Annotated in this window: 17 protein-coding genes and 2 pseudogenes; 16 read left to right on the forward strand and 3 right to left on the reverse strand. The window is 68.8% G+C overall.

Annotated features, from left to right (window positions below):
• Window positions 1–9 precede the first annotated feature (9 nt).
• The 6 genes and pseudogenes from C795_RS0105670 to C795_RS0105690 all read left to right on the forward strand — a co-directional run bounded on the left by C795_RS0105670 (window position 10) and on the right by C795_RS0105690 (window position 5,006).
• Window positions 10–894, forward strand: coding sequence for a sugar phosphate isomerase/epimerase family protein (locus tag C795_RS0105670; RefSeq protein ID WP_017792789.1), 885 nt, complete (start codon window positions 10–12; stop codon window positions 892–894).
• A complete protein-coding gene (locus C795_RS0105675) occupies window positions 891–1,946 on the forward strand; it encodes a Gfo/Idh/MocA family protein (protein WP_017792790.1) in 1,056 nt (351 codons plus the stop codon). Before C795_RS0105670 ends, C795_RS0105675 begins: the two co-directional genes overlap by 4 nt.
• A 97-nt stretch (window positions 1,947–2,043) precedes the next feature.
• Entirely contained in the window at window positions 2,044–2,850 is an 807-nt protein-coding gene (locus C795_RS0105680) for an SDR family oxidoreductase (protein ID WP_017792791.1), read from the forward strand.
• Between the two features lie 51 nt (window positions 2,851–2,901).
• Window positions 2,902–3,225 (forward strand): annotated as a pseudogene (locus C795_RS17830) (Gfo/Idh/MocA family protein); the annotation flags it as partial.
• 51 nt (window positions 3,226–3,276) lie between these two features.
• Window positions 3,277–3,906 (forward strand): annotated as a pseudogene (locus tag C795_RS17835) (Gfo/Idh/MocA family protein); the annotation flags it as partial.
• 38 nt (window positions 3,907–3,944) lie between these two features.
• Window positions 3,945–5,006, forward strand: a complete 1,062-nt coding sequence (locus C795_RS0105690) for a Gfo/Idh/MocA family protein (RefSeq protein ID WP_017792793.1) — start codon at window positions 3,945–3,947, stop codon at window positions 5,004–5,006.
• Here C795_RS0105690 and C795_RS0105695 read toward each other — a convergent pair.
• Entirely contained in the window at window positions 5,003–6,442 is a 1,440-nt protein-coding gene (locus tag C795_RS0105695) for an amidase (RefSeq protein ID WP_232225443.1), read from the reverse strand. The two genes, C795_RS0105690 and C795_RS0105695, sit on opposite strands and share 4 nt — an antisense overlap.
• Before the next feature lie 161 nt (window positions 6,443–6,603).
• Here C795_RS0105695 and C795_RS0105700 point away from each other — a divergent pair, with 161 nt between their 5' ends.
• The 5 genes from C795_RS0105700 to C795_RS0105720 are packed head-to-tail and all read left to right on the forward strand — an operon-like array spanning window position 6,604 to window position 10,799.
• Window positions 6,604–7,770: a metal ABC transporter solute-binding protein, Zn/Mn family gene (locus C795_RS0105700; protein WP_017792795.1), complete on the forward strand. Its 1,167-nt coding sequence runs from the start codon at window positions 6,604–6,606 to the stop codon at window positions 7,768–7,770.
• Window positions 7,767–8,552, forward strand: coding sequence for a metal ABC transporter ATP-binding protein (locus C795_RS0105705; RefSeq protein ID WP_017792796.1), 786 nt, complete (start codon window positions 7,767–7,769; stop codon window positions 8,550–8,552). The genes C795_RS0105700 and C795_RS0105705 overlap by 4 nt, the downstream gene beginning before the upstream one ends.
• A complete protein-coding gene (locus C795_RS0105710) occupies window positions 8,549–9,517 on the forward strand; it encodes a metal ABC transporter permease (protein ID WP_017792797.1) in 969 nt (322 codons plus the stop codon). Before C795_RS0105705 ends, C795_RS0105710 begins: the two co-directional genes overlap by 4 nt.
• The gene (locus C795_RS0105715; RefSeq protein ID WP_017792798.1) at window positions 9,514–10,404 is read left to right on the forward strand and encodes a metal ABC transporter permease; all 891 of its coding nucleotides are present in this window, start codon (window positions 9,514–9,516) and stop codon (window positions 10,402–10,404) included. The genes C795_RS0105710 and C795_RS0105715 overlap by 4 nt, the downstream gene beginning before the upstream one ends.
• A complete protein-coding gene (locus tag C795_RS0105720; protein WP_017792799.1) occupies window positions 10,401–10,799 on the forward strand; it encodes a Fur family transcriptional regulator in 399 nt (132 codons plus the stop codon). The genes C795_RS0105715 and C795_RS0105720 overlap by 4 nt, the downstream gene beginning before the upstream one ends.
• Before the next feature lie 332 nt (window positions 10,800–11,131).
• Here C795_RS0105720 and C795_RS15315 read toward each other — a convergent pair whose 3' ends face one another.
• Both C795_RS15315 and C795_RS0105730 read right to left on the reverse strand, forming a co-directional pair.
• The gene (locus C795_RS15315) at window positions 11,132–14,806 is read right to left on the reverse strand and encodes an efflux RND transporter permease subunit (protein ID WP_017792800.1); all 3,675 of its coding nucleotides are present in this window, start codon (window positions 14,804–14,806) and stop codon (window positions 11,132–11,134) included.
• Window positions 14,807–15,149: 343 nt separating this feature from the next.
• Window positions 15,150–15,929 carry an SGNH/GDSL hydrolase family protein gene (locus C795_RS0105730; protein ID WP_017792801.1) on the reverse strand — a complete coding sequence of 260 codons (780 nt, stop codon included), beginning with the start codon at window positions 15,927–15,929 and terminating at the stop codon, window positions 15,150–15,152.
• 149 nt (window positions 15,930–16,078) lie between these two features.
• Between C795_RS0105730 and C795_RS0105735 the strand changes: the two genes are divergently transcribed.
• The 5 genes from C795_RS0105735 to rpsN all read left to right on the forward strand — a co-directional run bounded on the left by C795_RS0105735 (window position 16,079) and on the right by rpsN (window position 23,518).
• Entirely contained in the window at window positions 16,079–17,359 is a 1,281-nt protein-coding gene (locus tag C795_RS0105735) for a dicarboxylate/amino acid:cation symporter (protein WP_017792802.1), read from the forward strand.
• Window positions 17,360–17,664: 305 nt separating this feature from the next.
• Complete coding sequence (locus C795_RS0105740) at window positions 17,665–22,608, forward strand: FtsK/SpoIIIE domain-containing protein (protein WP_017792803.1); 4,944 nt, start codon at window positions 17,665–17,667, stop codon at window positions 22,606–22,608.
• 196 nt (window positions 22,609–22,804) lie between these two features.
• Window positions 22,805–23,041, forward strand: coding sequence for a 50S ribosomal protein L28 (rpmB, locus tag C795_RS0105745; protein ID WP_017792804.1), 237 nt, complete (start codon window positions 22,805–22,807; stop codon window positions 23,039–23,041).
• Window position 23,042: 1 nt separating this feature from the next.
• Window positions 23,043–23,210 (forward strand): 50S ribosomal protein L33, encoded by a 168-nt coding sequence (gene rpmG, locus C795_RS0105750; protein WP_017792805.1) that lies wholly within the window; start codon window positions 23,043–23,045, stop codon window positions 23,208–23,210.
• 2 nt (window positions 23,211–23,212) lie between these two features.
• Window positions 23,213–23,518, forward strand: a complete 306-nt coding sequence (gene rpsN / locus C795_RS0105755; RefSeq protein WP_017792806.1) for a 30S ribosomal protein S14 — start codon at window positions 23,213–23,215, stop codon at window positions 23,516–23,518.
• Window positions 23,519–23,653: the final 135 nt, after the last annotated feature.

Below are 23,653 nucleotides of genomic sequence, written 5' to 3' on the forward strand. Positions count from 1 at the left end.
TCACACCCAATGAACGCACGCATCGCTTCCGCCCCCATCAGCTGGGGCGTCATCGAGGTCCCCGACTGGGGCGTCCAGCTCGACCGCGACCGGGTGCTCGGTGAAATGGTGTCGCTCGGCATCACCGCGACCGAGTTCGGCCCCGAGGGCTTCCTGCCCGACGCACCTGCCGATCGCGCGCGCGTGCTCGCCGAGGCCGGCCTGAGTGCTGTCGGCGGCTTCTACCCCGCGGTGCTGCACAAGTCTGCAGAGCCCGGATCGGCCGATGATCCGCTCCCCGCGATCGAGCGCGAGCTTGAGGCCTACGTTGCTGCGGGGGCCTCGACCCTCGTGCTCGCGGCTGCCACGGGTGCCGAGGGTTACGACGCGGCACCCGTGCTGAGCGATGCCGAATGGGGCACCTTGCTCGCGAACCTCGACCGTATTCAGGGCGCAGCTGCGGCAGTGGGTGTCGTTGCGACACTGCACCCGCACCTGGGCACCCTGGTAGAGACCCCTGAGGCGGTAGCCCGCGTGATCGAGGGCTCCTCGATTGGGCTGTGCCTCGACACGGGCCACTTCACGCTGGGCGGCGGCGACCCCGTCGACCTCGTCAAGCAGCACGCAGATCGCATTGTGCACGCGCACCTCAAGGATGTCAGCGTCGCGGCGGCCGAGCGCGTGCGCGCAGGCGAGATGGATTACCGCGAGGGCGTACGACAGGGCATGTACCAGGCGCTGGGCGAGGGCGATGCCTGCGTCGGCGAGATCGTCGAGGCGCTCGTGGGCGCCGGCTACGACGGCTGGTATGTGCTTGAGCAGGACACCGTCGTCGAGAACGAAGAGGATGCGGCCCGTGCCCTCGAGAACGCGCGCAAGAGCGTCGCGTTCATTCGTGCGGCGGTTGCCAAGTGACCGCGGCGCAGGCCAGCGCAGCCGCGCAGCCAGGCCAGGAAGCTCCGCTGCGCATCGGTATGCTGGGTGCCTCGCGCATCGCCGAGCTCGCCGTCATCGACGCGAGTGAGCACACGGGCGATGCGCGCGCGGCCGTCGCCGCCCGCGACCCCGAGCGCGCACGGGCCTACGCTGCCGAGCACGGCTTCGAAGGCACTCGCGACGACTACGCCGAGCTCGTCGCCGACGACTCTCTCGATCTGATCTACATCGGCCTGCCCAACGGGCTCCACGCCGAGTGGACCGCGCAAGCGCTCGAGGCGGGCCGAGCGGTGCTCGTTGAGAAGCCATTCGCAGCCAACCTCGAGGAGTTCGACCGGGCGGCGAAGCGACTCGAAACGTCGCAGGGCTGGGCCTGGGAGGCGTTTCACTACGCCGACCACCCGCTCATCGCGCGCGTCCTCGAACTGCTGCAGGGGGGCGAGATCGGCGAACTGCGCGAGGTCACCGTGCACATGCTCATGCCCGATCCCGGCGCCACCGACCCGCGCTGGAACTTCGACCTTGCCGGCGGCACCATGATGGACCTCGGCTGCTACGCGCTCCACGCGCTGCTCACGATCGGCGACGCGCTGGGTCACAAGGTGACCCTCGACGGTGCGAAGGCTACGACCTACGCGGCAGACGAGCGGGTCGACGCGAGTGTCGAGGCCGAGCTCACGCTCGGCGACGCTGCAGTCACGCTGCGCACGAGCATGGAGCACGACGTCTTCGACTTCAGCCTCGAGCTCACGGGTACGAAGGGTTTGCTGTTCTCGCCCAACTTCGTGAAGCCGCAGGAGGACGACCGACTCATCGTCCGCACGACCGCGGGTGAAAGCGTCTTCGAGCGCGAGGAACGCGTCGGCACCCAGTCGTCGTACGTGTACCAGCTCGAGCGTATTCGCCGTGAGCTGCGCTCAGGCGTTCGCAACAGCGAAGACCTGGCACGCTCGCGCAACACGATGTCACTGATCGACGACATCTACACGGCCACCGGGCTGCCGCTTCGCCCCGGCCGCCTGAACGACTGAATGATTGAACGGCTGAGCTCTATACCGCCGAACAGCACATCGCTGACTCGTGGATCACTCAATGATGGATAACTGACCGAAAATCGGGGAACACACCATGCAGGCACTCATGCAGGGCAAGATCGTACTCATCACGGGCGGCACGCAGGGCCTCGGCCTCGCGATCGCCGAGGCCGCCGCCCGCGAGGGCGCGACCGGCGTCGCGATCGTGGGCCGCAGCTCGGCGAAGGCCGAGATCGCGCTTGAGGCGATTCGTGCGGCGGGATCCGGATCGCACCAATCCGCACCTGAGGCCGTTGCGATCATCGCCGACCTGAGCGTCGACGGCGAAGCCGAGCGCGCGGTCGCAGAGACCGTCGCGCGGTTCGGCCGCGTCGACAGCCTCGTGAACGCGGCGGGCGCGACGAGCCGCGGCACGCTGCTCGACACGAGCCGCGAGCTGCTGAACGAGCACCTCACACTTAACCTCGTGGTGCCGTTCATGACCATGCAGGGGGCCGTGGCCGACATGCAAGGGCGCGGTGCGCCGGGCACGATCGTCAATATCATCACGATGGCGATGCACGGTGGGCAGCCGTACCTCGCGCCCTACGTCGCGTCGAAGGCGGGCCTTGCGGGCCTGACGAAGAACGCCGCGTTTGCGCATCGGTTCGACCGGATCCGCATTAACGGGCTCAACATCGGATGGACTGCGACGCCCGGCGAGGCGCAAACGCAGAAGGGTTTTCACGGTGCCGCCGATAACTGGCTCGATGCAGCCTCGGCCGCGCAACCGATGGGCAAGCTCGGGCAGCCCGACGAGATTGCCGACGCGGTCGTGTTCTTGCTGAGTGAGCGCAGCGGGGTTGTCACCGGATCGATCATCGACTGGGACCAGAACGTCCCGGGCGCATACGACCAGTAACTTGTGTCATTGGGCAGCAGTGACATCGAAATCGGCGGCGTGAGGAGCCTCATGAGAATCGGCATCATCGGTACGGGCGTCATGGGTGCGTTCCACGTCAAGCTCCTGCACGAGCAGGTGAGCGGTGCGACCGTTGCGGCAGTGGCCGACCCGGATCTCGGGCGTGCGACCGCCGCGGTGGCTGGCATCCCCGGCGCCGTGGCATTCGCCGACCCGCGCCAGCTCATCGAGTGCACCGACGTCGACGCCGTGCTCATCGCGTCACCAGATTTCTTGCACGCCGAGCAGACGCTCGCCTGCATCGCGGCGGGCAAGCCGGCGCTGTGCGAGAAGCCGCTGTCGTACTCCGTGGAGGACGCCGAGCGCGTCACCGCAGCTCACCGCGAGGTCGTCGGTGATGGCGTTCCGCTTGTGCATCAGGGGTTCATGCGGCGCTTTGATCCGGGCTATGTCGAGCAGAAGCGTGTCGTGGACTCGGGCGTGCATGGCCGTCCCGTGATGGTGCACTCCGTGGGGCGCGGTGTAGAAACCGGCCCCGGTGCAACCGACGAATCCGTGATCTTCAACTCGGCCATTCACGACCTCGACGTCGTGCCCTGGCTGCTCGGATCGCCCGTCACCGAGGTGAGCTGGCACGCCCCCGAGACGCCAAGCTCGACCGGCGGCGGCCTGCGCGACCCCTTCTTCCTGTTGCTGCGCACCGCCGACGGCGCACTTTCGACCGTCGAGAACTCGCTCAATGCGCGTTACGGCTACGACATGCGCTCGGAGGTGCTGTGCGAGACCGGCGCCGTCGCGATCACTGAGCCCCAGCGCATCGTGACCTCGTCGACGCTCGCCGCCACGGCAGACCTGCCCGAGGACTTTCGGCCACGCTTCGCGGAGGCCTATCGGCTCGAACTGCAGGAGTGGGTGACCGCGCTGAACGAGGGCCGGGCGCCCACACTCGCGACCGTCGAGGACGGCGCGCAGGCGACACGGGTTGCCGCTGCCGCCGTCGCGTCGATGCGCTCGGGCGGCGCATTTGTGCGAGTGGCTGCGCCCGGCGCCGGTATCAATGCCGGTGCTGGCACCGCTTCTGTGGTTGGTGTTCGATGACCGCCCCCGCGCTGCGCCCGACCGGCCTGCCCGCGCCGCAGGTTCCCGATCCAATGCACGGTCCCGCCCTGCGCTGGGCCGTCCTCGGCACCGGATGGATCGCCGATCGCTTCGTCGAGGCGCTGCAGCAGAACACGAACCAGCGGGTGGTCGCGGTGGGCTCGCGCACGCTGGACCGCGCCGCCGAGTTCGCGAGCGCCCGCGGCATCGCCGAGGCCTACGGCTCCTACGAAGAGCTCGTGGCCGCAGGCGTCAACGTGGTCTATGTCGCCACGGGGCACCTCGACCATCTGGCCCACGCGACCCTCGCGCTCGAGGCGGGCAAACCCGTGCTCGTGGAGAAGCCAATGACGCCGCGCCTGGCCGACACCCGCGCGATCGTCGCGCTCGCCCGCGAGAAGGGGCTGTTCGCGATGGAGGCGGTGTGGACCCTCGCGCTGCCGCGCTACTCAGTGGTCCGCCAGGTGATCGAGTCGGGCATGCTCGGAGAGGTTCACGAGGTGCACGCCAACCTGGGCGAGCGGCTCATCGATCACCACCGCGCGATGGACCCCGCGCAGGGCGGCGGGGCCATGAACGACATCGGCTCGTACACGATGATGTTCGCCAATGAGATGCTGCCCGGCCTCACCGTACAAGCGGCCAGGGGTACGCGGGGACCGCGATCCGGATCAGACACCGCGGGTACCGAGGCCGCGATCGCCCAGTTCCACGCCCTGCTCGGCAACGACGCGGGGCAGATTGCGACCGTGAGCGCATCAATGTTTGGCGACACCCCCACGACCGCGTATATCGCGGGTTCGGAGGCGACGCTCGCGCTTGAGGCGCCGTTCTACCAGCCAGGACCGGTCACCGTGCGGTTTCACGACGGCGAGGTGTTGCGGTACAACGAGCCCGCGCTCGCCCACTCCCAACTGTTCTGGGAGGCGCTCGAGGTGGCGCGGTGCATCGACGCCGGGCTCACGGAGTCACCGCTGCGGCCGCTGGACCGCACGCTCGAGACGGTCGCGCTCATGGAGCAGGCCCGCGAACTCATGGGTGACTCGCTGGCGCACTAGCCCATCAGCTGGGCGGCGAGCTGCAGCAGTCGCGGTTCGCGACCCATCTCGCCGATCATCTGCACGCCGACGGACAGCCCCGAAGGCAGCGTTTGGATGGGTGCCGCGATCGCGGGCAGTCCGGCCACGTTGACCATCGACGTGAAGGGTGTCCACTCGCACTGCATCCGGTAGTCGGCGTCGGCGTCGAGTGTGGTGAACGCGCCAATGTGCGGCGGTGCGAACGCGAGACCCGGCGTGAGGATCACGTCGTACTGGCCCCACGCCTCGCGCATTCCCTGCGCGATCTGGGTGAGTTCGTACGCCGCGGCCTGGTGCTCGGCCATGGTGCGCTCGAGCGCGCGCTCCCGAAATGTGCGCGTCAACGTCGTGAGCTTTTCCTCGGCGTCCGCCTCGAGTCGCAGGAGCGACAGCCCCGCCGTCCATACCTGCCCAAATATCTCGGGGTAGCGCGGGTCGAAGGCGATGTCGGCGAGCTCCACGGCATGCCCGCGGGCCGCCAGGACGGCCGCTGCGGTCTCGACCGCGGCGCGCTCCTCTGGCGAGATGGGGGTGGGGTGCGTGGCTTCAAAGGGCGATGCGAAGCTCACGCCAATGCGCAGCCCGAGCAGTCCGTCGGCCGCGCGCACCGCCGACACCGAGGGCTCGGAATGCTTGCCCCGCATCGCGTCAAACAACAGCGCGGCGTCACGTGCATCGCGCGCGATCGGCCCAGTCACGCCCAGGCGCGGCGCACCAAACTCGTCGATGACCCCCGCAAGGACGTCGGTGGGAATCGCGCCTAGCCCGGGCTTGAGGCCCACGAGGCCGCACGCAAGGGCGGGGATCCGGATCGAGCCGCCGCCGTCAGACCCGGGCGCGAACGGCACGAGACCCGCGGCCACCGCGGCAGCGATGCCGCCCGAGGATCCGCCGGCGGTGCGGGTGGTGTCGAGGGGGTTGCGCACTGGTGGCGCGATGAGGTTCTCGGAGTAGGCGTTGAGGCCGAACTCGGGGACCTGGGTCTTGCCGACCGAGATTGCCCCGGTCTTGCGGAGGGATGCCGCCTCGGGGGAGTCCCGCTTGGCGACGAGGTGCGGCAGGGCCGCGGAGCCGCGCGTGGTGGGGGCGCCCTCGATGTCGACCAGGTCCTTGTGCGCGATGGGTAGCCCGCGCAGCGGCGCGAAGTTGAGTGTGCCGGTCTCGGGGTGGGGGCTGTTGGCTGACCCCGAGCTACGGTCGGCCGCGAGCAGCACGTCGGCGCGGTCGGCCTCGGCGAGTGCGAGGTTGGCCGACACGTGGATGAACGCACCGAGATCGGCGCGTGCTTCGATGCGGGCGAGCGAGCGCTCGACCAGTTCGCGTGCCGACGCGGTGCCGCTGCGCAGCGCCTCGCGTAGTTCGAATGCCGACTCCGGGAGCTGGTCCGCGGTGTTGCTGGCTGACATGTCGCTCATGGGCTCAGCCTACCGCCGGGGCACTGACCGGGCCTCCCGTCTCACTCAGGGTCGTGTTCCGGCCCATGACTGGGGCCAAACATGGCCACTGGACCCCCCTTGTTGCGAACGGTTCTCAGTAGGGGCTAGAATGAGACTCATTCTCATTTAGAAAGCTTTTCATGGCACACCCCCCAATTCACGTAATCCACGAGCGACGCGGTCTGCGCCGCAATCGCCGACCCGCCGCGCTGGTCGCGGGCCTCACCGTCACCCTGGCTTCGGCGCTCACGCTGAGCTCCTGTGCGACCCTCGCCAGCAACTCTGCGGTAGATGCCGGCCAGTTGCGCGTGGTGGCCACCACCACGCAGCTTGCCGACTTCGTATCCGAGGTGGGCGACGGAGACATCGAGCTCCACGGCCTCATGGCGCCGGGAGCCTCGGCGCACCACTTCGACCCCAGCCCCGCCGACCTGCTCGCGCTGGCCGAGGCCGACGTGCTGGTCACGAACGGGCTCGGGCTCGAACCGTTTCTCGATAGCGCGATCGAGGCCTCGGGGTTCCGCGGCGAGATCGTGACTGCGAGCGATGGCATCGACCTCGAAGAGGCCGCGCACATCAGCGAGGACATGGGCGGCGACGCGCATGACGGCGAGCTTGCCGAGCATGCTGATCACGGCGACGAGCACGCCGCCGAGGACAGCCACGACGGCCACGATCACGGCCCAGTCAACCCCCACATCTGGACCTCCCCGCGCCAGGCGCAGGGAATGGTCACCGAGGTCGCCCGCGGGCTCGCCGCGGCCGACGAGGCCCACGCGAGCGACTATGAGCAGCGGGCCGAGAGCTACATCGAGCGGCTGCAGGCCCTCGACGCCTGGGCCGCGGCGCAGTTCGACCGGGTGCCCGAGGCCGACAGGGTGCTCGTCACCGGTCACGACTCGCTCAGTTACTACCTGCACGATTACGACATCGCGTTCGCGGGCTCCATTCTGCCGAGCTTTGAAGACAACGCCGAGCCCAGCGCCACCGAAATCGACGCGCTCGTCGCTCGCATCAAGCAGCTCGGGGTGCCCGCGATCTTCGTCGAGTCCTCCATGAGCCCGAAGCTGGCCCGCACGATCGCCCGCGAGGCCGGCGTGCAGGTCATTGACGCCGAGTCGCTCTATGCCGATGCGCTCGGGCCCGCGGGCTCTGGCGCCGACACCTACTTCGACGCGACCGCCCACAATACGCGCGTGATTCTCGAGGCCTGGGGTGTTGATCCGGATCCATTGCCCGCAATGAATCCCGCCGCAAGCGCCGCAGACACCGCAGCAGCATCAGCAGCCAAGGAGCCCACCGCATGACCGCCGCGATCACACTCGAGGGGGCGGCGTTCGGCTACGGCGGCGTCACCCGCGTCGAGGACCTCACCCTCGAAGTGCCCGTGGGTGCCGCCGTCGCACTGATCGGGCCCAACGGTTCGGGCAAGTCCACGCTGCTGCGCGGGCTGCTCGGCCTCGCCGACCGCACCGCGGGAAGCGTGCGCGTGCTGGGCGAGGCGCCCGAGCGGGCACGCAGCCGCGTGGGTACTCTGCCGCAGGCCGATACCCGCGACACGACGCTGCCGATTTCGCTGCGGCAGGCTGTCACGATGGGGCTCTACCGCAGCCGCGGCCCGATTAGCCCGATTGGGCGTGAGGGTCGCCAGGCCGTTTCCCACGCGCTCGAGCGGGTGGGGCTGGCGAAGTTCGCGGGCCGCCGCTTTGGCGAGCTGTCGGGTGGTCAGCAGCAGCGCGGAATTCTCGCGCGGGCGCTCGTTTCGAACCCGCAACTGCTGCTGCTCGACGAGCCGTTCAACGGACTCGACCGCGAGAACCGCGACACCCTGCTCGAGCTCGTGCGCGAGCTCACGGCCGAGGGGCGCACCGTGGTCGTCTCCACGCACGACCTCGAGATCGCGCAGCAGGCGTGTACGCACGCGCTGCTGCTGGCGAGCGGGCATCACCCGAACCAGCCCGGGCATCCGGCGTCCTTTGGTCGCGTGGACGAGGCCATCACACTGGGCTCGGTGCAGCACGCATTCCACGACGTCACGGTCGAACTCGATCAGCACACCGTCACGACGACGCGGGAGACCGAGGGGTGACCGGGATCGCGCAGCTCGCCGAGCTCGGGCCCCTCGGCATCTTCTCGCTGCCGTTCATGTGGCGCGCGCTGCTCACGATCGTGATTCTGTCGGTCGCGGCGGGCATCGTGGGGCTCTTCGTGAGCTTTCGTGACCTGGAGTTTGTCAGCGACGGGCTCGTTCACGCCGTGTTTCCCGGCCTCGTGATCGGTGCGGCGCTCGGCGGTACGGCGGCCGTGCTGCCCGGCGCGCTCGTGGCCGCGCTCGTGGCCGCCGTGCTGTTCACGCTGCTCGAGCGTCGCGGCGGCGTGGACGCCGACTCTGCCATCGCCGTCGTGCTCACGGGGTTGTTCAGCCTGGGCGTCGTGCTGGTGTCGCGGCAGGAAAGCTACGTGTCGCAGCTGCAGGAGCTGCTGTTTGGCCGGCTGCTGACGGTCACGCAGGAGCAGCTGTGGCAGATCGCCGCGGTCGCGCTGCTCGCCCTGCTGGTGATCGCGCTGACGGGCAGGTCGCAGCTGTTTCGCGCGTTCGATCGCTCGGGCGCAGAGGCCGCGGGGGTGAGTGTGCTGCGCACCGACCTCGCGCTCGCCGTCGCGGTCGCGCTGCTCGTGGTCGCCGGTGTGCAGGCCCTCGGCGTGCTGATGGTGATCGCGCTGACGATTGTGCCGATGGCGGTCGCCCGCCTCGTGACCCGTCGCTTCGCCTGGCTCGTGCCGCTCGCCATCGTGACCCCGCTGGTCGCGGGCGTCGCGGGGCTCGCGCTCGCCTTCGACTGGTCGGTGCGGCTCGACACCTCGGTGTCGCCGGGGGCCGTCGTCGTGATGCTGCTCGTGGCGCTGTATGCCGTCGCGGTCGTGTGGCGGCTCGCTGCGGGGCTCAGGAGCTCGACTGGTCGCGGCGCAGCTGCCGGGGCGGGATCCGGCACAGGATCAGACTCACCCTCCACGCCGGGCTACTGCCCCGTACCGGGGGAGGCCCGCGCATGAGCTACTTCGCACTCGCCGCGCTCGAGCTGACGCTGCTCGGGCTACTTTCGGGCATCGCGGGCACCCTGATCGTGCTGCGCCGCCGCTCATTCTTCGCGGTCGCCCTCAGCCACGCTACCTTCCCCGGTGGGGTCGTCTTTGCCGTCGCCGGATGGAACCTGCTGCTCGGCCAGGCGCTCTTCGCCATCGTGCTCGTGCTGCTCATGACCGTGCTCGCGCGCGTACCGGGGCAGGGCCGCCAGGTCGCGAGCGGCATCGTGCTCGCCTTCGGCTTCGCCCTCGGCACGTTGCTCGCGAGCCTGAACCCGGGGCTGGGTGTGCCCGTCGAGGCGCTGCTCGTTGGCTCGCCGCTCGCCGTTACCACTGCTGATATTGCCGTCACGGCCGCGGTGCTGCTGGCCGCGCTCGCCGCCGCCGCCGTCTTCGGTAGACGCATCCTGTTTCACACCTTTGACCCAGTCGGGTTTCGTGCGGCGGGCTTTCGGGCCTGGCCCGTCGAGCTCGCCGTCACGGGCATCATCACGGCCGCCGTGGTCGTCGCGATGCCCGCGGTCGGCGCGATCCTCGGCGTAGCGGTGCTCCTCGGTCCGGCCGCTGCGGCGCGTGTGCTGGCGCCGCGCACCGAGTGGATCCCGCCCATCGCCGCCGGCCTCGGCGTCGCCGGCGGGCTCCTGGGGCTCTGGATCTCACGGGAGTTCGCGGTCGCCGCGGGCGGCGCGATCGGACTCACCATGGCGGGGCTATTCATCGCGGCCCTCGCAGTGAACGCGCTGGGGCGCGGGATGATCCGGATCAACAAGCCGCGCAGCAGCGAAGTTCGGTACCGTGAGAGGCACGGCGCGGGGCTCCGTGACGAGTGTGTAGTGGAAGCGGGAGGTGGCGTGTGAAGCCGAGACGCAACACGTGGCAGCGTGAGGCGGTGCGCGCTGCGCTGGTGGGCGCGCACGGATTTGTGAGTGCGCAGCAGCTGCATCAGACCCTGCGAGACTCCGGATCTACCATTGGGCTCGCGACGGTGTACCGGGCCCTCGCAAGCCTCACCGAGGACGGCGAGGCCGACTCGATCCAGGCTCCTGAGGGCGAGAACCTGTTTATGTCGTGCGGGTCGACGGGACACCACCACCACCTGATCTGCCGCAGCTGCGGGGCGGCTCGCGAGCTCGACGCGACGGTCGTCGAGGAGTGGGCGAGCAAGGTGGGCGCCGAGCACGGCTTCGCCGAGATCGAGCACGTCATCGACCTGTTCGGCATCTGCGCGGCCTGCCGCGCCAAGGAGGCCTGACCACTGCCTTCTCTGCTCTAAAGCTTGAGCGGCCCGACCTTCGGGCAATATCGAAATGACGAGCACACATGGTGATTGCATCATTACCGTGTGTGCTCGTCATTGGCGTATGGACTCAAGAGAGGAGCTGATCCGGATCCCGGCCCACGGCGCCAGGCTCTCGAGGGCCAGCACCGCTCGCCAGCAAGGTGACCACCCCAGGCCTTTGGTCAGGTAGGAGATCCGCGCTCTCTGAGGATCGAAACTCGAGTTTCGATGCCCCAAAATCGCAGATCTCCTACTCAGCAGTCACGACCATGTCGGGATCGCGGCCGCCTTGACCCCGCGCGGGCCTAGCTCGCCGAGTCTACGAGCGCGTCGAGCTCCGAAGCCGCAGTGGGGCTCGCAGCTCCCGCACGCGCCTCGCGACGCTCGATCCGGCGCTCCATACGGCGCACGCGGCGTGCGCGCCGCTTCACGATCTTGCGGTCGCGACGCCGCTCGACGAGCGTGTAGAGCACCGGCACCAGAATCAGGGTCAGCAGCGTCGACGAGATCAGCCCGCCGATCACGACGATCGCGAGCGGCTTCGAGATGAAGACGCCACCGCCCGTGAGCCCGAGCGACATCGGGATCAGCGCGAAGATCGTCGCCGCGGCCGTCATGAGGATTGGCCGCAGCCGCAGGCGCGTGCCGTGTTCGACCGCGTCCGCGAGGGACGCCCCGCTCGCACGTAGCCGGTTGATCAGGTCCATCAGTACGATCGCGTTGGTCACCACGATGCCGATCAGCATGAGCAGGCCGATGAGCGCGGGCAAGCCGAGCGGGGTGCCCGTGATGAGCAGGCCCAGGATCGCGCCGGTCGCCGCGAAGGGGATCGAGATGAGCAGCACGAGCGGGCCACGGAAGCTGCGGAACGTCGCCACCATCACGAGCAGCACGAGCATGATGGCCGCGAGCATCGCGAGGCCCAGCTGGGCGAACGCCTCATCCTGTTCTGCCGAGACGCCGCCGAGTTCGAACGAGACGCCCGCGGGCAGATCAGTCGTGGCGATGGCGGTGTCGATGGCTGCGGAAGCCGCCTCGAGCTGGCCCGACTTGGGGGTCACGGTGAGCGCGATCTGGCGTTCGCCGTCGGCGCGCGAGATGCTGGGCGCCGTGAGCTCCTCGGTCACCGTCGCGATGTCCGACAGCGGGATCGGGGTGCCCGTGACCTCGACCGCGGCCTTCTGCTCGGCCTCGGCCTCCTGCTGCTTGGCGAGCTGGGTCGCTGCCTCGCCCTGCGCCTCGCGCAACGCCGCCAGCTGTTCGTCGAGCCCGGCGATTCCGCCCTGGGCGCCCGCGATCGCGCCCTGGAGTGCCGCGATCTGCTCGGCGCGCTGCTCGGCGGCGCGCACCTCGGAATCCTCCTCGGGGGTGCGCGGCTTCTCGGGTGTGATGGGGGCCTTGCTGAGCTGCTCGAGCTGGGCCGTGAGTGTCGCGAGCTGCGCCACGAGCTCGGCTCGCGCGTTCGCTGCCTCGTTCATCTGGTTCGTGAGGTTTGCGTTGGCCTCGAGGCGGGCGTTCTCGGCTTCGACCTCGGCCTGCTCCTGGAGCTTGTCGCCCGCACGCTTCTGCGCCTCGGCCGTCTGCTGCGGGGTGACGGGCAGCAAGATCTTGCCGAGCTCGTCGGCGCTGCGCTCGGCGCTGCGCTCGGCGCCCGGGGTGCGCACGACGATCGTGCGTTCCTGTCCCTCGAACATCATCTGCCCGACGGTCGTACCCTCGAGGGCGTCACGAACGACGCCAGCGACGGTGGCGCGGTCGAACCCGAGCTTCATGGCCTTCGCCTCGTCAAGCTCTACTCGCACAATAGGCTGCTCGCCCGAGAGCTCACTCTTCACCGACTGCACGCCCGCGGCCTCCGCGAGCTGCTGCTCAAGCAGATCGCTTGCGGCGCGCAGCGCGGCCGGGTCGCTGCCTCGGATCTGCACAGAGATGCCCCCGCCCGAACCGTCGACGAACGCGTCCTGCGACGCCATGCTGAGCTCGCCCGAGTCGCTGAGCTTGTCGAGCGCCTTCTGTACCGCGGGTTCGACCGTCTGCACCTCGGCGCCCTCTGTGAGCTGCACCGTGTAGCTGATCTCGGTGGGCCCGCCGGTGCTGGCGCCCAGCGGGATCGACGTCATCACGTCGCGCACGCCCGTGACCTTGGCGAGTGCCTGCTCGACCGGCTCGGCGGCCGCGACCAAGGCGTCGCTGCCCGCCGTCCCCTTCTTGGGTACCTGGGTGACCTGCAGGCTCTCCTGGCCTGAGGACCCGAGAAAGTCGGTGGGAATGAACGCGCTCATCGCGAGCGTGCCCACGAGAATCAGCGACGACGTGACGATCGTGATGACCGGGTGCCGGCGCGTGGCGCCCAGCATGGGCATGATTGCCTTTTGTAGCCGGTCAGGAGCGGTGTGAATTTCGGCCAGATCTGATTCCGGATCCAGGGTGGGTGTGGTGCCTGTGCTGGCGAGGTCGGTGCCAGCCAGCTCTTCGGTAGGAGTCTGCTTGCCTGACTTATCGCCGCGCATGAACCAGAACGCGAGCACCGGCACGATCGTGAGGGCGACGAAGAGGGACGCGAGGAGCGCGATCGAGACGGTGACGGCGAAGGGCCGAAACAGCTGCCCGGCCATGCCCGAGACGAATGCGATCGGCAAGAAGACGGCGACAGTGGTGAGGGTCGACGCGGTGATCGCGCCCGCGACCCGCCGCACCGAGGCCACCACTCCCGCGATGGTGAGTGGTCCATCCCCACGTCGTCGGCTGATGTTCTCGATCACCACGATCGAGTCGTCCACCACGCGCCCAATCGCGATGGTCAGAGCTCCGAGCGTCAGAATGTTGAGGGTGTTCTCGCTCCACCACAGCCCAATCAGCGTGATGAGCAGCGACAGCGGAATCGAGACCGCGGCGATGAGCGTCGAGCGCCACGACCCGAGGAACGCGAGAATCACGAGCACCGCGAACAGCAGGCCGAGCCCGCCCTCGACTGAAAGGTCGTGAATCGACTGCTCGATGAAGGGCGCCTGGTCAAACAGCGCTACGAACTCGGCCTTGAGGGTCGGGGCGACGCGGTCGAGCTCGGCGTTGACGGCGTGCGAGATGTCGACCACGTTGGCGCCCTGCGTGGGCATGATCTGCAGCGTCAGGGCGGGTTTGCCGTTGACACGCGAGATCGCCTCGGTAGGCACTGCTTCGAGGGTGACGTCGGCGAAGTCAGACACCCGCACGACACCGTCCTTGCCCGACACGGGCAGCGCGCCGACGGCGGCGATTGCCTCGTCGGGGGTGGTTGCGCCGAGCTCGGATCCGACGGTCACGGGCAGCGGCTGGCCGTCCTGGAGGGCCTGACCGGCCGGCAGCGCGGCACCGTGCGCCTCGAGCACGAGCGCAATCTGGGCCGTGTCGACCCCGAGGCGCTTGGCGTCGGCCGGGCGCAGGTCGACCATGATGCGCTCGTCCTCGCGGCCCGCGAGCTCCACGGTTTGCACCCCGGCGATGGCCTGCAGCGCGGGCACCACCGTCTGCTGCAGCGCGTCCCCGAAGGCGGCCTCGTCGCCCGTCGTACCAGCGCTCAGCACCATGGCGGGCACCCCATCGGTGCCGCCCGAGAACACCTCCAGGGTGGACCCGGCGGGCAGCATCGGCTTCACGCCGTCTGCGGCACCCCGAATCGCGCGCATGGTCTCGTCTTCACCCTCGGTGAAGGGCCACTCGACCATGACCGTCGCGTATCCGCTCGCGGTGTTCGACGTCACCGTAGTCACCCCGGGCACGGTGCTCACCGCCTGCTCGACGGGCTCGGTGACGATGCGCGCCATCTCTTCGGGCGCGAGACCCGGTGACTGCACCGACACCATCGCCATGGGGGCCTGCATCGAGGGCATGAGCTCTTGTTTGAGCGCGCCCATGGAAAAGAGGCCGATGACGGCGACGGCAAGGGTCGCGAGCCCGACAATGAGCCGGTTCTTGAGACTGGCGAGGGTGAGGAAGGACATGGGGCCTTTCGGGCAGAATCCTGCGCCTGGTCAGCGCATAGTGGTCTACCTTCTAGCCTGGCGGCCCGCTCGCCCCTGCGCGTCGTCCTCAGGTACCAGTCGTCTCATCCCACGGGATGAGATTCGCCCGCGCGGCTGAGCCACGCAGCTCGGACGCGCAGCTCGGCCCGCACCTGATATCGAAATGACGAGTGCATACGGTAATTGCGCAATTACCGTATGCACTCGTCATTTGCGTATGGACTCAATGAGGTCCCTGATCCGGATCCCGGGCTTGCGGAGCTACGCGCGCGGCACGGCTACTCCCGCGGCGCGACGGAGCTACTCCCGCGGCGCGGCACTGCTACTCCCGCGGCGCGATTGTGACCCAGGTCGGGTGCTTCGCTGTGCGGCCGTCGCCGCTCGAACGGCCCGTCAGCCTGCGCCCGATCCACGGCAGTACGTGCTCGCGTACGTAGCGCGCCTGGTCACGGCGCGACGGCACCGGAATTGGAGCGGCGTCGATCACCCAGTCGGCGGGCGTCGCATAGCCGAGGGCGCCCAGCACGTTGGAGGCCACCCGGTGATGCCCCACGGGGGCCAGGTGCAGTCGGTCGCTGGACCAGTACTCGCGGCCGGCCAGCACCGGGTCGCTCCAGTTGTCGCAGTACTGGGTGCCGAGGCGCGCGGCGAGCTCGCCAGCCGCCGAAGTGAGCTGGTCGCCTTTCGCCCGCACGCCCTCGCCGCGCGGCAGGCCCGCGGTCGGGTTCGCGCCTGCAATCAAGAGGGGCGACGCACCGGTTTCGGCGATCCGGAGCAGCGTGCGCTCAGTCTCCGCAATGATCCAGGGCATGTCGGTCCCCGGGCGTAGCATGTCGTTGCCGCCGCCGTTGAAGCTCACGAGGGTGGGGCCGAGGGCGAGCGCGGCCTCCAACTGCTCGGCAATGATCGGAGCGAGCAAGCGGCCCCGGATCGCGAGGTTCGCGTACTCGATCGGCTCGCCCACCGCGTCGGCGATGCCCTGTGCAACGAGATCGGCCCAGCCGCGCACCGAACCATCGGGCTGCTCATCTCCGACACCCTCGGTGAAGCTGTCGCCAATCGCGACGTAGCGGATCCGGGCCTGCCCCTGTGTAGTGCTCACCGCTCCAGCTTATGTTGCGGGCGGACGCCGGGCACCGTCGCATCGCCTACTATTGCGGGAGACTCTTCGCACCGGCGCGCCCCCGCGCTCCCCGCGCCGCGCCTTCGCGCACACCGCAGTTACGCGAGTCGACGAACTCAAGGATCCACATGAAACTCTTGCGCGCTCTGCCGCTCCTCGCCTGGATCGTGCTCGCGATCATCCTCGGAATGCTCACCGGGCCCATCATGCCCGAGTGGCTGGGTAACGTCTTTCTGACCTATAACTCGATCTTCTCGGGCATTCTGGGCTTCTCGGTGCCGCTCATCATTTTGGGGCTCGTCACGCCCGCGATCGCCGAGCTGGGCAAGGGCGCCGGCAAGTGGCTCGGCCTCACGGCCGGCCTGGCATATGGCTCCACGATTCTCGCGGGCCTGCTCGCGTACTTCGTGAGCCGCTGGCTGTTCACCCCGGCACTCGGGGGCGGCAGCCTGGTGGAGCTTGAGGGGGGATCCGGATCCGGATTCGCACCCTACGTGTCCATCACCGCGAGCGCCACGGGCAGCGCGACCGAGATCGTGCTGCCGCCCGTGATCGACGTCATGAGCGCCCTCGTGCTCGCGTTTGTCGTCGGCATTGGGCTTACCGCGTTCCACAGCCGCGTGATCTTCCGCGGCGCGGTTGAGTTTCGCACCATTATCGAGCTGCTGATTCGCCGCATCATCGTGCCCGCTCTGCCGCTGTTCATCTTCGGCATCTTCCTGGACCTGTCGGCGAGCGGCGACGCGGTCACGGTCGTCACGAAGTTCTTGCTCGTGGTTGTCGTCTCGTTCGCGCTCACTCTCGTCGTGCTGCTCGCGCAGTACACGATCGCGGGCGCCCTGAACGGCCTCAACCCGCTGAAGGCGCTGTGGAACATGCGCGACGCCTACTTCACGGCGCTCGGCACTTCGTCATCGGCCGCCACGATTCCCGTGACGCTCGCGTCAACGAAGAAGAACGGTGTCTCGGACTCTGTGGCCGGGTTTGTGGTGCCGCTGTGCGCCACGATCCACCTGTCGGGTTCGATGGTCAAGATCACGTGCTTCTCGATCGCGGTGCTGCTGCTGACCGGCGGCGACGTGTCGTTCGGGGCATACATGCCATTCATCCTGATGCTCGGCGTGATGATGATCGCGGCGCCCGGCGTGCCCGGCGGCGCGATCGCCGCGGCCGCGGGTCTGCTCGCGCAGATGCTCGGCTTCGGCGAGATGGAGATCGGCCTGATGTTCGCGGCCTACATCGCGCTCGACAGCTTCGGCACCGCCACGAACGTGACGGGCGACGGCGCGCTCGCGCTGATCGTGAACAAGCTGACGCGTGGCCGGCTCGGCGCGCAGCCGCAGGACGAGATCGACGAGGACGTCGAGGTGCTGCCCGGCGAGGCCGCTGAGAAGCACTCACTGTCGTAGGGAATTTGGCGCGTGAGGGGCTGAGGTGCCTCAGGTGCCTCAGATGCTGACGCGTTGCGGCGGTCCGGATCAGGTTGATTCGGGCCGCCGCTTTGTGTTGTGTGGGGCGTGACGGTGACGTGGTGAGGGTGTGGCGCTGGTATCGCGCTGGTGCCGCGATCACGTCGTCCACAGGTGCCGGTTGCGCCGAGTGCGGCGCGACTTGTCCACAGATTGCGCTGTGTCGCCCACCCTCGCCGCGCAGCGGGTTACGGTCGTCGCATGGTGATGAGACGAGGGTGCCAAAGCCGTGAGGGGCGGCGCCGATGAAGCTTCGCCTGTCCCTGCAGCACCCCGACGGTGACAGCCACGACGTCACGCTCGCGTGTGACGTGACAGCGACCGTCGCCGAGCTCGCGCGCACCCTGATAAGCGCCGGATACGGGGCCGACCCGTTGCTGCCGCGCCTCGCCGCCGAACGGCTGCAGCCCGTGACGGTGCTGGCGCGCAGGGCGACCGAGGGTGCCGCCGCGGGTGCCGGGACGGGCGCTGCCGGGGGTGCTCCGGTGCTGCTGGATCCCGGTGCTGCGATCGCAACGTCGGGGCTGCAGCACGGCTGGATCATTGAGCCGGTCGCGGAGTTTGTTCACGCGGCCTCGCGAGTGCGGGAGCCCGCGGGGTACCTCGAGGTGCTGAGCGGGCGCCAAACCGGTGCGCTCTACAGCCTGTTGCCCGGCCGCAACCTCGTGGGGCGCGATCCCACGGCACGCGCTTACCTCGGTGACCCGGAGGTATCGCGGCGGCACGCCCTGCTTGAGATTGCGGCGTCGGGGGAGGCCGTGCTGCGTGACCTGGGGTCGGTCAACGGCACCCGGGTGGTGTCAGCGGCTTCTGCGAATACGACCCTGTGTGGCCCGGCCGAGATCGAACTGGGTGGTGTCGCGCTGCGGTTTACCCCGGGGCCGCCGGGAGCAGCGGGTTCGGCGGGTGCGGTGGGTCCGCCGGGGGCCATGGGTTCGGCGGCGGGGAGGCCGGAGCCGTGCGCGCTCACGGACCGTGTCGTGCACACCCGCTCACCGCGGGTGGTTCCGGAATTTCCCGCATCGACCCGCGAGCTCCCGGCACCCCCGACCCCCGTGCCACCCGGGCGCATTCCCATGCTGGCGATGCTCGCGCCCATGATCATGGGCGGCGTGATGTTTGCGGTGACGCGCTCACCGATGAGCCTCATGATGATGGCGTTTTCGCCCGTGATGATGATCGGGTCGTGGATCGACGCCAAGTTCGGGTCGCGGCGCAAGCATCGCGGCGAGGGGGCCGCGTTTCGTGCGGCGCTCACCGCAGAGCGGGGTGAGCTTGAGGCCCTGCGGGCCAGGGAAATCAAGATGTGCGGCGAGGAGTCACCCACGCTTGAGCAGGTGGCGCGGGCCGTCGAGGAACACTCGGGGCTGCTGTGGGCGAGGCGCCCCGAGCACCCCCGGTTTCTCGAGGTGCGGTTTGGGGAGGGCAGCCTACCGAGTCGCACGATCCTCACGCCCCCGGCGCGTGGTGACGGCGACGCCGAACACTGGGAGGCCGTGCGCCGGCTCGAGTCGGACTTTGCGACGGTGCATCCGGTTCCCGTGCTCGAGCGGCTTGACCGGTGCGGGGCGGTCGGAGTGGCGGGTGATCCGCAGTTCGCGGCGGGGCTGGCTCGGTCGCTCGTGCTGCAGCTCGCGGGGCTTCATTCGCCCGAAGAGCTGGTCGTGGCGTGCTTCGCCGATGCGCAGCGGGCGGCTGAATGGGAATGGCTCAAGTGGCTGCCGCACGTCGACACCGTGAACAGCCCGATATCGGCCTGGCAGCTCGCCGACGATGAGGCCTCGACGACCCGACTGCTGATTGCGTTGGAGGGACTGATCGCGGCCCGATCCAAGTCGTCACCCGCGGGCCACGCACGCTTCGTGCCCGCGGTCGTAGTGCTCGTGCTCACCAGCGCCCATGCGGTGCCAGCGCGGCTGATTGGGCTGGCCGAGGACGGGCCGCCGGTGGGGGTGCACGTCATTTGGGTGGCGCGCTCCCAGGCCGAGCTGCCCGCCGCCTGCCGCACGTTTGTGGCGCTCGGCACGGGCATGGGCGCGGGCACGGGGACCGGGGAGCGGGCCGGGGGCCCTGCCACAGGTGCAGACGACAGCGTCGGCCAGGGAGCCAGCGAGGTGGGGTTCGTGCGCGAGGGCGCGCGCGTGCCGCTCAGCCGCGTGGAACACGTTGACACCCCGGTAGCGGTGCGGCTGGCCAGGCGCCTCGCGCCGGTCGCCGATGCGGCCGCCCGCGCCCTGGACGAGAGCGACCTGCCCAGGGCCGTGGCCTTGCGAGAGGTGCACGCGGTCGACCTGACTGCGGGAGCCACCCCGATCCTGCAGGCCTGGGGCGACACCCTGACCGCGCACTGGGTGCGCGGAGCGGAGCGCGAGCCCGTCGCGCTCGCCGCCGCCGTGGGACAGGGGGCCGACGGCCCGGCCACGATCGACCTGCGGTTGCACGGGCCCCACGCGCTCGTTGGCGGCACGACCGGGGCGGGCAAGTCAGAATTCTTGCAGAGCTGGATCATGAGCCTTGCGGCGAACGTGAGTCCGGATCGCCTCACGTTTTTGCTCGTCGACTATAAGGGTGGGGCCGCGTTCGCCGAGTGTGTTGACCTGCCGCACACCGTGGGGCTCGTCACCGATCTCAGCCCGCACCTCGTGCGCCGTGCCCTCACCTCCCTGCGGGCCGAGCTGCGCTATCGCGAGGAGCTGCTCGCCGAACACGGGGCGAAGGACCTCACCACGATGGAGCGCCGCAGCGACCCGGCCACACCGCCCACACTCGTGATCGTGGTCGACGAGTTCGCGGCGCTCGCGAGCGACGTGCCCGAGTTCGTGGACGGGGTCGTGGACGTGGCGCAACGCGGACGCTCGCTCGGGTTACACCTGATCCTCGCCACCCAGCGGCCGGCGGGGGTCATCAAGGACAACCTGCGCGCCAACACCAACCTGCGGGTGGCACTACGCATGGCCGATGAGGCCGACAGCAGCGACGTGATCGGGGTGAAGGACGCCGCCTACTTCGACGCCGAGACCCCGGGCCGCGGAGCCATCAAAGTGGGGCCCGGCCGAATCACCCACTTTCAAACCGGCTACCTCGGAGGTCGCGAACAGGAGGGCGGTGCAGACACGACGCTGGAGCTGCGCTCACTGGGCTTCAGCGAGGGCCCGCTGTGGCACGTGGCACCCGACAGCACGGATTCCGAGGCAGCCGCGCCTAAACCAGGGGCGGCCCCGACGGCGAGACCGCGGCGCCCAGAGAAGCGGCCCCGCGACATCGAGCGGCTGCGTGACGGCATCGTTGCGGCCGCCCTCTCCGCTGGCCTTCGCGCCCCGCGGCGACCCTGGCTCGACGCGCTTCCCGACCGGCTCGCCCTCGAAACGCTCCCCGGCCCGCTCCCCGGCGCGCGGTCTCGCGACCGGGCGATGGGTGGAGGCGTCGAACACGGAGACGCCGTTGCAGTGGGAGTACGGGACGTGCCCGAAGAGCAGGCACAACGCCCCGAACTCTTCGACCTCGAACACGTCGGCAATGTCGCAATTATTGGCTCAAGCGGCACGGGTAAGACGAGCGCGCTGATCGCGCTGGCATCCGCGCTCTCGCGAGGCGCCGTCGACCGGCCGATCGAACTGTATGGCATCGATGCGGGTGGGGGTGCGCTCGACGCGATCCGGAGCTTCCCGACAGTGGGGGCCGTCGCGTCGCTCGCAGATACCGAGCTGGTGGGGCGGGTGCTGGAGCGCGTGCTCGCCGCGCTCGCGGCCCGATCCGCCCGGTTCGCCGCCGCGAGATGCAGCGGCCTGGCTGCGTATCGAGCGACGCCGCAGGGCCAGCGTGAACCCCGGATCGTGCTGCTCATTGACGGGTTCGCGGCACTGCGGCAGACCGCCGAGGCGATCGGAGGCCCCATTGCCCTGTTGCAGCAACTCACCGAGATTGCGACTACGGGGCGGGCCGCTGGCGTACACGTTGTGGTCACCGCCGATCGCCCCGGAGCGCTCCCGGTGGCGCTCGCCGCGAGCGTGCAAGCGCAGTATGTGTTGCGCCTCGCGAGCCCGCATGACTACGCGTACTTTGGGGTTCCGCCCGACGTGCTCGAGGACGCGCCTGCGGGGCGAGCGGTGCTGGCCGGGGTTGCCAAGCGTTCGGGCAGCGGGGCCGCCGTGGCGCCGAGCGAGCTGCAGTTCGCACTCGCGGGCGGTGAGCCCGAGCTCCATGCGCAGACACGTGCGGTCGAGGCACTGGGTGCGCGATTGCGTGCGGCCGGGGTGGCTGAGTTGCCGAAGGTGCGCAATGCTCCGGATCGAATTGAACTCAGTGCGTTGCCTGTTGAGGTGCGCGGCCGCCCCGTGTTCGGGATTGGCACCGCGATGGCGATAGTCGACGGCGCGTGCGATGAGTCTGACGCTGGTGACGCGAGCGTTCCCGCCCGGGAGGTCGGGTTTGCGGCCGTGGGGTTGCCGGTGGCGGGCCTTGCTGTGATCGCCGGGCCCTCGGGAGCTGGGCTTTCCACGGCGGCCGCAACATGCGCGGCGGCGTACGTGCGCTGGGCGCGAGGCAGAAACGAGCCAGCGCGGCGCATTCTGCTCACGTTTGCCCGAGCTGGGCTGCAACAGGCGCAGAGCGAGTCAGCGCAATCCGCCCCCGTTGGTGGATGGGACCGCATCGCGTGTGGTGAGGACGAAGTGGCTGCGCTCGCGCGCGAACTGACCCTCGAGCTCGGCGGCAAGCCGCCCCGGGTCATGGTTCCAGTCGGTCTGCTCGCGGGAGTGCCGGCCGCGGGCGCGGTCGATACCGGCAAACTCGATGCCGGCAAGCCCGATGCCGGCAAAGTCGTAGAAGAAACCGTCGCGGATCAGGGCAGCTTGCATGGCTCAGAGCGCCTGGTTGTGGTCGTTGAACGGCCCGCCGAGGCAGAGGGCACGGTCGCCCTTGCCGAGCTTGTGGCGCTGGCGAAAGCCGCGCGGCGGGCGAACGCGCTGGTGATTTTCGAATTTGAGCAGGGCGCCGGGGCCTCGGTGTGGGAACTGCTCTCCGCGCTCAAACAGCCCACCTGGGGGTTGTCGCTGCAGCCCGATGAGGGCGAGAGCCAGAGTCCATTCCGTGAGAATCTGGGGCGGGTGAAGCGCGCAAATTTTGTTCCGGGGCGTGGGTTCGTGATCGAGAGTGGGCGCGTGACTCCCGTTCAGGTTGCGCTGATTTGACCGGCCGAGTCCGTCGTCTGCAGATTCAGGTTGCGCGTGTCGCGATTCTCACCTAAACTTGACCCTTGGCTGTGCGCCGTCCCAGTGCGCAGACCGCAGGAGTGATTCTTGACCGAGGCTTTCTCGGCCCGGGCGCTCTGGCAGACAAGAAATCTTGGGTGAGGCCGTCCGGTCTCACGGTATGAGAGGAAACATCATGGCAGCAGTGTGCCAGGTGACAGGAGCCGTTCCCGGCTTTGGTCACAACATTTCGCACTCGCACCGTCGCACCAAGCGTCGGTTCGATCCGAACATCCAGAAGAAGACTTACTTCGTGCCTTCGCTTGGCCGCAAGGTGACGCTCACCTTGTCGGTTAAGGGTATCAAGCGCATCGACGCTCGTGGCATCGAGTCTGTTGTTGCTGACCTTCAGAAGCGTGGGGTGAAGATCTAACATGGCTAAGGATAAGGACGTACGTCCGATCATCAAGCTCAAGTCGACGGCCGGTACCGGGTTCACTTACGTGACTCGCAAGAACCGTCGCAACACCCCCGACCGCCTCGTGCTCAAGAAGTACGATCCCGTGGTCCGCAAGCACGTCGATTTCCGAGAGGAGCGCTAAACATGGCTAAGAAGAGCATGATTGCGAAGAACAAGCAGCGTCAGGCCATCGTGGAGCGTTACGCCGCGAAGCGCCTTGAGCTGAAGAAGGCACTCATCGACCCCAACGGGACCGATGAGAGCCGCGAAGCCGCACGCGTGGGCCTGCAGAAGCTGCCCCGCAACGCATCGCCCGTTCGCGTGCGTAGCCGCGACGTCATCGATGGCCGCCCCCGTGGCGTCCTGTCGAAGTTCGGCGTCTCGCGTGTTCGCTTCCGCGACATGGCACACCGTGGCGAGCTGCCCGGTATCACCAAGTCGAGCTGGTAAGCACTAGCTTTCGAAAGTGGGCGTGGATCCTTTGGGATCCACGCCCACTTTTTTGCTATCCAAAAGCTCTCGGGATGTTCTCGCGTGGCGTATTTTGGGCGTTTGGGGCGAAATTCCCTCCAGAATCCGCATCAT

It is taken from the genome of Leucobacter salsicius M1-8, from assembly GCF_000350525.1.
Classification (GTDB): domain Bacteria; phylum Actinomycetota; class Actinomycetes; order Actinomycetales; family Microbacteriaceae; genus Leucobacter; species Leucobacter salsicius.